The organism is Collimonas sp. OK607, from assembly GCF_900111995.1.
GTDB lineage: Bacteria > Pseudomonadota > Gammaproteobacteria > Burkholderiales > Burkholderiaceae_D > Collimonas.
In genome coordinates this window covers 139490-152664 of record NZ_FOKF01000006.1, presented here as the reverse complement: position 1 = coordinate 152664, position 13175 = coordinate 139490, and the positions used below count along the sequence as shown (strand labels likewise).

At 57.8% G+C, this 13175-nt stretch carries 7 protein-coding genes; 1 reads left to right on the top strand and 6 read right to left on the bottom strand.

Annotated features, from left to right (window positions below):
- Positions 1-25 precede the first annotated feature (25 nt).
- The 3 genes from xdhC to xdhA are packed head-to-tail and all read right to left on the bottom strand — an operon-like array spanning position 26 to position 5098.
- A complete protein-coding gene (xdhC, locus tag BM029_RS06730; RefSeq protein ID WP_092433837.1) occupies positions 26-1114 on the bottom strand; it encodes a xanthine dehydrogenase accessory protein XdhC in 1089 nt (362 codons plus the stop codon).
- Positions 1115-1148: 34 nt separating this feature from the next.
- Entirely contained in the window at positions 1149-3512 is a 2364-nt protein-coding gene (gene xdhB / locus BM029_RS06725; protein ID WP_092433835.1) for a xanthine dehydrogenase molybdopterin binding subunit, read from the bottom strand.
- Positions 3513-3556: 44 nt separating this feature from the next.
- Positions 3557-5098, bottom strand: a complete 1542-nt coding sequence (gene xdhA, locus BM029_RS06720) for a xanthine dehydrogenase small subunit (protein WP_244544943.1) — start codon at positions 5096-5098, stop codon at positions 3557-3559.
- Between the two features lie 526 nt (positions 5099-5624).
- Between xdhA and BM029_RS06715 the strand changes: the two genes are divergently transcribed.
- The gene (locus BM029_RS06715; protein ID WP_092433831.1) at positions 5625-6926 is read left to right on the top strand and encodes an NCS2 family permease; all 1302 of its coding nucleotides are present in this window, start codon (positions 5625-5627) and stop codon (positions 6924-6926) included.
- A 144-nt stretch (positions 6927-7070) separates the two neighbouring features.
- Here BM029_RS06715 and metH read toward each other — a convergent pair whose 3' ends face one another.
- The 3 genes from metH to rocD all read right to left on the bottom strand — a co-directional run bounded on the left by metH (position 7071) and on the right by rocD (position 13072).
- Positions 7071-10838 (bottom strand): methionine synthase, encoded by a 3768-nt coding sequence (metH, locus tag BM029_RS06710; RefSeq protein ID WP_092433829.1) that lies wholly within the window; start codon positions 10836-10838, stop codon positions 7071-7073.
- A gap of 120 nt (positions 10839-10958) precedes the next feature.
- On the bottom strand, positions 10959-11837 hold the full coding sequence (locus tag BM029_RS06705; protein ID WP_092433827.1) for a dimethylarginine dimethylaminohydrolase family protein: 879 nt from the start codon (positions 11835-11837) through the stop codon (positions 10959-10961).
- Complete coding sequence (rocD, locus tag BM029_RS06700; protein WP_092433823.1) at positions 11834-13072, bottom strand: ornithine--oxo-acid transaminase; 1239 nt, start codon at positions 13070-13072, stop codon at positions 11834-11836. Before rocD ends, BM029_RS06705 begins: the two co-directional genes overlap by 4 nt.
- Positions 13073-13175: the final 103 nt, after the last annotated feature.

The window sequence follows — 13175 nt, the reverse complement described above, 5'->3', positions numbered from 1 at the left end:
ATAACTAAACCCGACTGAAGTCGAACTATATTTCGCTGACAAGTTGCGAGCTCAATTGCGGCGCTGCTGTCAATTCTTGTTTGGCGATCTGTTCCCAGACCTGCAGTAACTGCGCGGTGACCGAGGCAGCGATGACTGCCGGTTCCTTGCCGACTATGCCAGGAATACCGATAGGGCAGACCATGTCGGCCAACCGCTCAAGAGGAATGCCGCGTTCATGCAAACGATGCTCGAACTGCATGCGCTTGCTCTTTGAACCGATCAGGCCGAACCAGACAACGCCATCGCGCTGCAGAATCTGTGCCGACAAGCGCTGGTCGAGCGCGTGATTGTGCGTCATGACCAGGAAGCTTGAGCCGGCCGGAGCGCTATCTATCAAGGCTTCCGGTGTGTCGGTTGCTTCCACGCAGACGTTGGCCGGCAACTCGTCCGGAAACATTTCTTCCCGCTCATCGATCCAGACCACCCGGCATGGCAGATCGCCGAGCGCCTTGACGATTGCCGCACCGACGTGGCCGGCGCCAAACAGGAACAACTGTGGCCGTGTCGCCAGGCAGGCATCGAGCAGCCAGCGTTTACCGTTATCGTCGCGCAAAACCAGGCAGGCGCCGAAGGCGTTGACTGACGGCGTCGATAATGACGGCAGGGTCGGCAGCCGTCCCGGTCCGTGCAGGCGTTCACCGTCGCCATCGCATAGTGCCGGTGGTGCGGCATCATCCAGGGCGACCAGGCGCCAGCTGTCTTCGGCTTCGCGCAAGCGGCGTTGCAGGAAACTGAAATAATCGGCTGCGGCAGGTGTTACGCGTTCAAACGCCAGATGCACGACGCCGCCGCAGCATTGGCCCAGCGATGGTCCAAGCGAAAACCGCTGCAGGCGACGCTCACGGGTAAGCGACAAGCCCTCATCCAGCATTTCGCGGGCGATCCGGATTGCTTGCAATTCGAGATGGCCGCCGCCGATAGTGTCGAACTGGCCGACCGCAGTCACCACCATTTTTGCACCCGGCTCACGTGGACCGGAACCTTCGACCTGCGCCACGGTGACCAGGATCGCCGTGGTGGTTTGCGAGGGTTGCGTGATCAGCGTGGTTAGCGCATCGAGCCAGTTGCTCATGGTGAGTCTCCCGATGATGGATCCGTGCGCTGGATCAGGCCGCACGCGCCATGGCGCGCACAGCATCCACCGATTTGAGAATCGCTTCGCTGGTCGCCGGTGCATTCAGCGGCGGATTGAAGCGTTTGCCGCCGACACTGGCGATCGCATCGCGGATCGCGAAAAATACCGAGAACGGCAGCAGCAGCGGCGGTTCGCCTACGGCTTTGGAGCGATGGATGCTGTCTTCGACGTTGCGGTTCTTGAACAGGCTGACGCGGAAATCCTGAGGGCAATCTGAAATGCCGGGGATTTTGTAAGTCGACGGCGCGTGAGTCATCAGCTTGCCGTCCTTGTTCCACCACAGTTCTTCCGTGGTGAGCCAGCCCATGCCTTGAATGAACGCACCTTCAACCTGGCCGATATCCAGCGCCGGATTGAGCGACTGTCCGGCATCGTACAAAGCATCGGCGCGCAGCAATTTCCATTCGCCGGTGAAGGTGTCGACTACCACTTCCGATACCGAGGCACCGTAGGCAAAGTAAGAAAACGGCCGGCCGGTCATGGTTTTCGGATCCCAATGCAAGCCTGGGGTGGCGTAGAAGCCGTCAGACCACAATTGCACACGCGACAGATACGCCTTTTGCGCGAGTTCGCCAAACGGCATGCTGTGTTCCCCGAGATGGATTGCGCCGGCGGCAAAAGTCACTGCCTTGGCGTCGCCGCCGTGCAACTTGGCGAAGAATTCTGCCAGGCGCTGGCGAATCGTATGCGCGGCGTCCTGTGCCGCCTTACCGTTCAGGTCGGCGCCGGTGGAAGCTGCGGTCGCCGAAGTATTGGCGACCTTGCTGGTATCGGTCGCACTGACGCGTACCAGCTCCAACGGAATTCCGAGCTCATGCGCCACTACCTGCGCTACCTTGGTATTGATACCCTGGCCCATTTCGGTGCCGCCGTGATTCACCAGTACTGAACCGTCGGTGTACACATGCACCAGCGCGCCAGCCTGATTGAAGTGGGTGACGTTGAAGGCGATACCGAATTTCACCGGTGTCAGCGCCAGGCCTTTTTTCAATACCGGGCTGGTGGCGTTGAAGGCTTCGATGGCAGCGCGGCGTTGGCGGTATTCGCTGCTGGCTTCCAATTCGGCTACCAGCTCATGAATCACGTTATCGACGATCTTCTGGCCGTATTGCGTGACGTTGCGGCCTTCTTCATCGTTGCGGCCGTAAAAATTCAGCTTGCGGATATCGAGCGCATCGCGGCCCAGGTTGCGGGCGATTTCATCGACGATGTATTCGATTGCAATCGCACCCTGCGGGCCGCCGAAACCGCGGAATGCAGTGTTTGATTGAGTATTGGTCTTGCCGCAGCTGGCCTTGATGTCGACATCGGACAGGTAGTAGGTATTGTCGAAATGGCAGACTGCACGGGTTGCTACCGGCGCCGACAAGTCGGCCGAGAAGCCGGCGCGGCTTACCATGTCGACTTTTGCGGCGACAATCCGGCCGGCATCGTCGTAACCGACTTCGTAATTGTAATAGAAACAATGGCGTTTGCCGGTGACCATCATGTCGTCGTCACGGTCGGCGCGCAGCTTGACCGGGCGTTTCAGTTTGGCTGCGGCAATTGCTGCCACTGCCGCCCACAAGGCCGATTGCGATTCCTTGCCGCCGAAGCCGCCACCCATGCGCCGGCATTCCACCACGATGTTATGCGAATGCACGTCCAGCGCGTGCGCCACTACGTGTTGCATTTCGGTCGGATGCTGGGTCGAACACAGCACCAGCATGCCGTTTTGTTCTTTCGGAATAGCGTAGGAAATCTGGCCTTCCAGGTAAAACTGTTCCTGGCCGCCGACATACAACTGGCCGCTGGCACGATGCGGCGCGCTCTCGAAAGCTTTCTGCGCATCGCCGCGCGCCAGGTGCATCGGCGGCAATACATAAGATTTTGCCGCATGCGCTGCTTGCGGTGTCAGGATGGCTGGCAGTTCTTCATAATCGATGACTACCTTGCGCACGGCACGACGCGCATTGTCATGGCTGTCGGCGACTACCGCGAAGATCGGCTGTCCCACATATTCAACCAGGCCCTTGGCCAGGATCGGATCGTCGTGAAGGATGGGGCCGCAATCGTTGGTGCCGGGGATGTCGGCTTCAGTGAATACTGCCACCACGCCAGGCGCGCTGCGCACGGCATCGAGGTTGATCGAGCGAATCCGGGCGTGGGCCTTTTGCGACATGCCGAGCGCGGCATGCAACGTGCCTTGCGCTTCCGGGATATCGTCGGTGTAGGTGGCTTCGCCCAGCACGTGCAAGATCGCTGATTCATGCGGATGCGATTGACCGACTTCAGCCCAGGCAGTGCTGCTGTCTTGTGGCGCGGTTTTCATAAAAACTTCAGTTTGCTTGTTCATGATCTCTACTCTTTGTCTTCGCTGGCTGTGAACTTACTATCTACTCAAGCACACACAAAAGGATTCACCTGATCGGTGCGCAATGGCGCATCGACACGGGTTTCTAGCCAGAACCGGCGCAGCAGGTTCTGCGACGTCTTCATCCGATATTCGGCGGAAGCACGCATGTCGGAGAGCGGTTTGTAATCGTCGGTCATCAGCGCTACCGCGGCTTCCATCACGGTTTCACTCCAGACCTGGCCGCGCAATGCAGCTTCAGTCAGTGCAGCGCGCTTTGGCGTTGCCGCCATGCCGCCGAAGGCGATCCGGATATCGCTGATCTTGTCGCCGTCGAGGGTGACGGAAAACGCTGCGCAGACGGCCGAAATGTCCTGGTCGAAACGCTTGGCCAGTTTGTAAGTACGGAAGCGTTGCCCTGCATGCGGCAACGGAATACGTACACCTTCGACAAATTCATCGGCCTGCATGTCTTTCTTCATATAGTCCAGGTACAGCGCTTCCAACGGCATCACACGCTGCCCGGCCGGACCGCGCAGCACGACTTGTGCGCCTAGTGCAATCAGCCATGGCGGCGAGTCGCCGATAGGTGAACCGTTGGCGACATTGCCGCCCAAAGTACCAGCATTGCGAATCGGCAGCGAGGCAAAGCGTTGCCACATTTCCGATAATTCAGGATATATCTTGCAGATCTCGGCGTAGGCGTCGTTCAGCGTTACGCCGGCGCCTATTTCAAGTTGTCCGTCGCGTGTGACCATCGCGTTCAGTTCAGTTACCTGGCCGAGGTAGATGATGTCGCCCAGATCGCGCATCTGCTTGGTTACCCACAGACCGACATCGGTCGAGCCTGCCAGGATGCGCGCGTTCGGTTTGGCTGCGCGTACTTCCACCAGTTGCGCCAACGTGCGCGGTGCGTAGAAAGTCTGGTCACCGTGCTTGTAGACGAATATGTCGTCACGTTGCAAAGGTTGCAGCGCGTGTTGCAAGGCTTCACGATCGAAGCCGACTGCCGGCAACTCGCCCATCCGGTGTGCAGCGTCGATGATCGGGCGGTAGCCGGTGCAGCGGCACAGGTTGCCGGATAGCGCGATGTCGATATCTTTGCGTTGCAATGGCTGGCACATACCCGCGCTTGCGGTAGTTCCGGCGGATTTGCAGGCAGGAGCCTGGCTGCCATCGTTCTTCAGATACAGGTCCCACAGCGACATCACAAAACCCGGCGTGCAAAAACCGCATTGCGAACCGTGGCACTCGACCATGGCTTGCTGGACCGGGTGCAAGGCGCCGTTGTCTTGCTTCAGGTCTTCAACTGTATACAAGGCCTTGCCGTCCAGCGTCGGCAGAAACTGGATACAGGAATTGACCGATTTGAGCGTGACGCCATCGGCAGTCTGTTCACCGATAACAACGGTGCAGGCGCCGCAATCGCCCTCGGCGCAGCCTTCCTTGCTGCCGGTGCAGTGCAGGTCTTCCCGCAGGTGTTGCAAGATGGTGCGGGTAGGCGCAGCCTGATCTACAGTGTGGATTTCACCACGGTAGTAGAAACGGATGACATTCTCGGCCGTGGAATTAGGTGCGGGCGTAGACAAGACAATCTCCAATCGAGTGGCGACTGTTGCAAAAACCGTGTCTTCGGGGCCGTATCGCCGGTATTGCCTGTGGGCGCTACCGCTCGTTATATATGGCCAGACTGACTTTGCAACGGTCTATTAATTATGGCCCCAGATTAGCATTTGCGCCGAGGCTCCATATAGCGATACGGCTAATGTCAGGTATCTTTAAAATGGAATAGAGAACGCATAAGTAATTCCATTTGGCAAATATAGGTATTGCCGGAGCGATATTATTGATCAAATACTGATTGGTGATTTATTTGATAATTTTTGATGTATTTCCAATGCATTCCGGACGCAGAAAATCTTCGGCGACGGTAATTGCGGGGCTATCAATGCGGTGGCGGGAGCGGTTATCATCACGCCTGAATAATCGATATTTCTCACGGAGCATAATTGTGACCCCATCCCGTAGCACATTACTTTACCGGAACTCCGCATCAAGCGGCGCAGCACGGCAGCCTGAAAACCAAAAACAACAATAATCAAGGAGACATACACAATGCAGTTGCTCGAGAAATTTTTCAAGCTTAAAGAAAACGGCACCGACGTCCGCACCGAACTGATCGCCGGGCTCACCACTTTCCTGACGATGGCATATATCATCTTCGTCAACCCGGCCATCCTCGGCGATGCCGGCATGCCGAAGGGCGCTGTTTTCGTCGCTACCTGCGTGGCAGCCGCCATCGGTACCCTGATCATGGCCTTGTACGCCAATTATCCGATTGCCCTGGCGCCAGGCATGGGCCTCAACGCCTATTTTGCCTACGCGGTGGTGAAGGGCATGGGCGTTTCGTGGGAAGTGGCGCTGGGCGCCGTCTTCATTTCCGGTTGCCTGTTCATTGTCGTCAGCCTGGTCGGTATCCGCGGCATGATCGTCAACGGCATTCCGCCCACGATACGGATTGCGATTACTTCCGGCATCGGCTTGTTCCTCGGGTTCATCGCGCTCAAGAGTTCGGGCCTGGTAGTCGCCAATCCGGCTACGTTCGTGCAAATCGGCGATCTCCACCAAATCCCTGTGATCCTGTCGATTATCGGCTTCCTGCTGATCGTGGTGCTGGATCACCTCAAGGTCAAGGGGGCGATCCTGATCGGCATTCTGACTGTAACCGTACTCAGCTTTGTGGTCGGCGGCAATACCTTCACCGGCGTGGTGGCGATGCCGCCATCTATCGAGCCGACCCTGTTCAAGCTAGACATCATGGGCGCCTTGTCCATGGGTATCATGAACATCGTGCTGGTGTTCTTCCTGGTCGAGATGTTCGATGCGACCGGTACCATGATGGGGGTGGCGAACCGCGCCGGCTTGCTGGTCAACGGCAAGATGGCGCGTCTTAACAAGGCTTTGCTGGCGGACAGCACGGCGATTGTCGCCGGCACTTTGCTGGGCACATCCAGCACCACCGCCTATGTCGAAAGCGCTGCCGGGGTACAGGCTGGTGGCCGTACCGGCTTGACCTCGCTGGCGGTCGGCATCCTGTTCCTGGCTTGCCTGTTCATCTCGCCGCTGGCTGGCGCCGTGCCAGCCTACGCCACCGCGCCGGCATTGTTCTATGTCGCCGGCTTGATGCTGCGTGAACTGGTGCACCTGAACTGGGAAGACAGCACCGAAAGCGTGCCAGCCGTTATCACCGTGCTGATGATCCCGTTCACATACTCGATCGCCAACGGGATTGCCTTCGGCTTCATCTCGTACGCAGCGTTGAAGCTGTTCACCGGCCGCGCGAAGCAAGTGCCCGTGATGGTCTGGGTTATTGCTGCGATTTTCCTGTTCAAATTCATCCACCTGGGTGGCGATTGATTGGTAGGGTGGGCAGGTTTTTTTGCCCACGCTGAATTGACGCCTCGAATGGTTGATGTACCGCGTGGGCATTCATGCCCACCCTACCTATGGCGATAAAAAAAGGGAGTGTTTCAAAACACTCCCTTTTTTTATAAGTTCGATTTACAAATTCGGCGCCAGCCAGCGCTCGACATCGTCCTTGCCGACACCGCGCCGGGCCGCCATGTCGCTGACCTGATCGTCGCCAACCTTACCGACCACGAAATACTTCGATTCAGGATGTGCAAAATAAAAGCCGGATACCGCAGCGCCCGGATACATGGCGAATGACTCGGTGAGCAGCATGCCGATTTCGTCGCACTGCAACAGCTTGAACATGTCAGCCTTGACTGTGTGTTCCGGACAGGCCGGATAACCGGGAGCAGGGCGGATGCCGCTGTAGCTTTCCTTGATCAATGCTTCGTTGGACAGGTTTTCGTCTGGAACGTAACCCCACAAATCCTTGCGCACCCGTTCGTGCAGGTATTCGGCGAAGGCTTCTGCCAGACGATCCGCCAGTGATTTCAGCATGATCGACGAATAGTCATCGTGCGCATCTTCAAAGCGCTTTTCGTATTTCTCGATGCCGATGCCGCCGGTAACAGCGAACAAACCGATATAGTCGGCAATCCCGGAAGATTTCGGCGCGATGAAATCGGACAAACATTGATTCGGACGCGCAACGCCGTCGATCACCGGTTTGACGGTTTGCTGACGCATGCCGTAGTAGGTGAATGCGACCTTGCTGCGGGTTTCATCGGTATAGATTTCGATATCGTCATCATTCACCGTATTGGCCGGCATCAGTGCGATGACGCCATTGGCAGTCAGCCAGCGGCCGTCGATCAGTTTCTTCAACAGCGCCTGGCCTTCTTCGAATACCTTGCTGGCAGCTTCGCCCACCACTTCATCTTTGAGAATGGCGGGATACGGACCGGCCAGATCCCAGGTCTGGAAGAACGGACCCCAGTCGATGTAACGCGCCAGTGTGCCCAGGTCGACGTTCTTGAACACGCGGCGGCCGATGAATTTAGGTTTGACCGGCGCAAACTGCAGCCGCGTGCGATTCTCGCGAGCGGCCGCCAACGTCAACAGTGGCACCGCTTTCTTGTTCGCATGCTGTTCGCGAATCCGTTCGTAATCGAGCGCGATATCGTTGATGTACTGATCGCGTTGTTCCGGCGTCAACAAGGACTGCGCTACCGATACCGAGCGCGATGCATCGGGTACGTAGACCACAGGACCTTCGTAATTCGGCGCAATCTTGACTGCGGTGTGGGCGCGGCTGGTAGTCGCGCCGCCAATCAGCAACGGCATCTTGACGCTGCGGAAATATGGATCGCGCTGCATTTCCTTGGCGACGTGCGCCATTTCTTCCAGCGACGGTGTAATCAAACCGCTCAGGCCGATGATGTCGGCGTTCTCCGCTTTCGCCATCGCCAGGATTTCGGAGCACGGCACCATCACGCCCATGTTGACCACTTCGAAATTATTACACTGCAAGACCACCGACACGATGTTCTTGCCAATGTCATGCACGTCGCCCTTGACCGTGGCGATCACGATCTTGCCCTTGGGTTTTGCAGCGATGCCGGTAAGTTCTTCGTGCAGGCGTTTTTCTTCTTCGATGTAGGGAATCAGGTGAGCCACCGCCTGCTTCATCACACGCGCTGATTTGACCACCTGCGGCAAGAACATTTTGCCTTGCCCGAACAGGTCGCCGACGATGTTCATGCCATCCATCAGCGGACCTTCGATCACATGGATCGGCCGACCGCCATTGCCCAGCAACTCCTGCCGGGCTTCTTCGGTATCTTCCACGATCCACTGCGTGATGCCTTGCACCAGCGCGTGGGCCAGCCGTTGCTGCACCGTACCGCTACGCCATTCCAGCGTTGCTTCTTCTTTCTTGTCGCCGGCCTTCAAGGTCGAGGCGATTTCGATCATGCGTTCGGTCGCATCTTCGCGGCGGTTCAATACGACGTCTTCGACCCGCTCACGCAGTTCGGCAGACAGATTGTCGTACACGCCCATCATGCCGGCGTTGACGATACCCATGGTCATGCCGGCTTTGATCGCGTGATACAGGAATACGGTGTGAATCGCTTCACGCGCAGGATCGTTGCCGCGGAAGCTGAAACTGACGTTGGAGACGCCGCCGCTGATTTTGGCGTGCGGCAGGTTCTCGCGAATCCAGCGAGTGGCGTTGATGAAATCGACTGCGTAATTGTTGTGCTCTTCGATACCGGTCGCAATCGCGAAAATGTTCGGATCGAAAATGATGTCTTCCGGCGGGAAGCCGATCTGATCGACCAGCAACCTGTAGGCGCGTTCACAAATTTCAATCTTGCGTTCGTAGGTATCGGCCTGGCCTTTTTCATCGAAGGCCATGACGATCACGGCCGCGCCGTAACGGCGGCACAACTTGGCCTGGCGCAGGAATTCCGGCTCGCCTTCTTTCATCGAAATCGAGTTGACGACGGCTTTACCTTGCACGCATTTCAGGCCCGCTTCGATCACCGACCATTTGGACGAGTCGATCATGATCGGCACCCGCGCGATATCCGGTTCGGATGCGATCAGGTTGAGGAAGCGCTGCATCGCCGCCACCGAATCCAGCATCGCTTCATCCATGTTGATATCGATGACCTGGGCGCCGTTTTCAACCTGCTGGCGAGCTACCGCCAATGCTTCATCGTATTGCTCGTTGAGGATCAGCCGCGCGAAAGCCTTGGAGCCGGTGACGTTGGTACGCTCGCCGACGTTGACGAACAGCGAGTCGTCGTCGATGGTGAATGGCTCCAGCCCTGACAGCCGCATCTCGTGCGTGGTCTCGGGAACGGTGCGCGGCGCAATGTTGGCGACGGTGTCGGCAATCGCCTTGATATGCGGCGGCGTGGTGCCGCAGCAACCACCGGCGATGTTGACGAAGCCGCTTTCGGCGAAATCCTTGAGCAGCGACGATGTGACGTCCGGGGTTTCATCGAAACCGGTGTCGCTCATCGGATTGGGCAGCCCGGCATTCGGATAAATACAGACGAAGGTATCGGCAATTTTCGACAACTCTTCGGCGTAGGGCCGCATCAATGCCGCACCCAGCGCGCAGTTGAGGCCAACCGTCAGCGGTTTGGCGTGGCGGATCGAGTTCCAGAAGGCCGGTACGGTTTGTCCTGACAGGATACGTCCCGAGGCGTCGGTCACGGTGCCGGAAATCATGATCGGCAGACGCAGGCCGGACTCTTCAAAGAAGGTATCGATGGCGAACAGGGCGGCCTTGCAATTCAAGGTATCGAAAATCGTTTCAACCAGTAGCACGTCGGCGCCGCCTTCTACCAGGCCACGAGTCTGTTCCAGATAGGATGCAACCAACTGGTCGAAGGTGACATTGCGTGCAGCAGGGTCATTCACATCCGGTGAGATCGATGCGGTTTTCGGTGTCGGTCCGAGTGCGCCGGCGACAAAGCGCGGCTTGTCCGGCGTCGAATATTTGTCGCAGGCAGCACGGGCAAGCCGCGCCGAGGCGACGTTCATCTCGTAGGCCAGATGCGCCATATGGTAATCATCCTGGGCCACGGTGGTGGCGCCGAAGGTATTACTTTCGATCAGATCGGCGCCGGCCGCGAGATATTCCTCGTGGATGGCGCTGATGATGTGCGGCTGGGTCAGCGATAGCAGCTCGTTATTGCCTTTTACGAACAACTCGCGGCCGGGGCCGGTGAAGTCGATGAAACGACCGTTGGGGCCGCCGCGGTAATCTTCTTCCGTCAGCTTGTATTGCTGGATCATGGTGCCCATCGCGCCATCCAGGATCAGGATGCGTTGCGCCAGCAGCTGGCGCAGGCGGGCTTCAGTGGTCAAAGCAGTGGTCGAAGTTGTGGCGGAAGGCGTCATTAGCGTACTCTGGTCAGTTAGAACGCAAAAAACCCGGTCGCCGATAGCGCCGGGTTGTTTGCAAAGGCAATGCCAGAAATTATACGTTAAATCAAGGGCTTGCGTATGCCCCTTAGCTGATTACGCAGCTTCCTGACGGGCTGCCTGCGCAGCGCCCTGATGTGGCTCATTCAGCTTCAGGGTCAGGCATTTTGCGGCGCCGCCAGCCTTGAGGAATTCGGTCAGCGCTGTCTGATGCACAACAAAGCCGTGCGCTTGCAGCTGCGCGACCAGGGCATCGGATGCCTGGTTCAGGAAGATATGACGGCCGGAGTTGACGGTGTTACAAGCAAAATGCAAGGCATCTTCGCTGCTGACGATGATCCGCTTGTCAGCCGGAACGCGGGCCGTGATCTCGGCTTGCGAAGCCGCATCGAACGCTTCCGGAAAATACATCACGTAGCCGCCGGCCAGAGGGCAGAAGCAGGTATCCAGATGATAAAAGCGCGCATCGACCAGCTTTAGCGGCTGTACTTCGATGTCCAGCAACTCCGACAAGCGCGTGGCGCAGGCGATGTCGGAACGGTGACCGTGACCGAACCACAGCAGGTTTTCGCTGCGATCCATCAAGGCATCGCCGGCGCCTTCGAATGGCAATTCCGGCGGCAAGGTCAGTACCTCGAAACCATGGGCGGTGAACGCCGCATCGAAATAGACTTCCTCTGCCTGCCGTTCGACATGGCGGAAACGCGAAAGCACCACTTTATTGCCCAGCACCACACCCGCATTGGCAGTAAATACCAGATCAGGAACGCCCGGCATGGCCGGCATCATCTCGATGTTCGCGACCTGTCCGATAGCTTCCACCAGGGTCAGCCACTGTTGCATGGCGACGCTACGGTTACCATGCGCGATATTGCCAGCCATCCACGGATTAATGACGTAAGAAACTTCAAAATAGTCTGGAGCGCACATCAGGAATGTGTCCTCCGCGGTATGGTCCAGCAGGTGGTTGGTCATGCGTAGCTCCTTTCGGTCAGGTGGGCGGGTGGTGAAGATAAAGATGAAAATGTATGTCTGATAGCTTCCAGTGCTGCGTCGATATCATTCGCGGTAATGATCAGCGGCGGCGCAAAGCGCACCACCGTATCGTGTGTATCTTTTGATAATATTTCCTGTTGCATCAGGCGTTCGCAAAATTCGCGTGCAGAAATGAAGCTCGGATCGAGATCCATGCCGATCAGCAAGCCTTTGCCCCGAACTTGCCGGATTGCCGGATGCTGTATTGCGCGCAAGCCAGTCAGTAAGCGCTCACCCATGCGTTGTGCGTTGTCTGCCAGCTTTTCTTCCCGCAGCAGGCGCAATGCGGCATGGCCGACCGCGGCCGATAGCGGGTTGCCGCCGAAGGTGCTGCCGTGGTCGCCTGGCGTAAATACCGCCATCAGGTCTTCCCTGGCCAAAAATGCCGAAACCGGCAGCAGGCCGCCACCGAGTGCCTTGCCCAGAATCAAACCGTCTGGCTTGATGCCGTCGTGATCGCAGGCCAGCAAGCGGCCGGTACGGCCGAGGCCGGTTTGCACTTCGTCGCAAATCAGCAACACGTTGTGGCGGTCGCAGATTTCGCGGCACTTTGCCAGATAACCTTCGGGCGGCACGATGATGCCGGCTTCGCCCTGAATCGGCTCCACAAGGAAGGCTGCGGTGCGCGGGGTAATGGCCGCTTCCAGCGCGGCGGCATCACCAAACGGCACACTGACAAAGCCGCCGGAAAACGGGCCGAAACCGTCGCGATACTGCGCTTCCGATGAAAAGCCGACGATAGTGGTGGTGCGGCCGGCGAAATTGCCGCGGCATACGATGATTTCGGCAGTCTGGTCGGCAATGCCTTTCACTTTGTGGCCCCATTTGCGGGCCGCCTTGATGGCCGTTTCCACCGCTTCCGCGCCGCTATTCATCGGCAGCGCCTTCGGCATGCCGGTCATTTCGCAGAGCAGCTGCAGGAAAGGTCCCAGCTGATCGCTGTAAAACGCCCGGGAGACAACCGCCAGCTGGCCGGCCTGTTTGCTCAATGCCGCCACCAGAGCGGGATGACTATGGCCGAAACTGACAGCGGAATAGGCCGACATCATGTCCATATATCGCTTGCCGTCCTGATCCCACAACCAGATCCCTTTGCCGCTGCTGAGTACTACTGGCAGCGGTGAATAGTTGTGCGCGCAATAGCGGTCTTCGAGAGTTATTGAATGGTTCTTCATGGTGTGCTCCTAGTGAGGCCACTTCTAAGAACCTAGCCGAGATTCGGATGAAATCTTGTCCGCGGCGGGACGCTGACCGAGACGCTTAGAGGTGGCTGCAAAT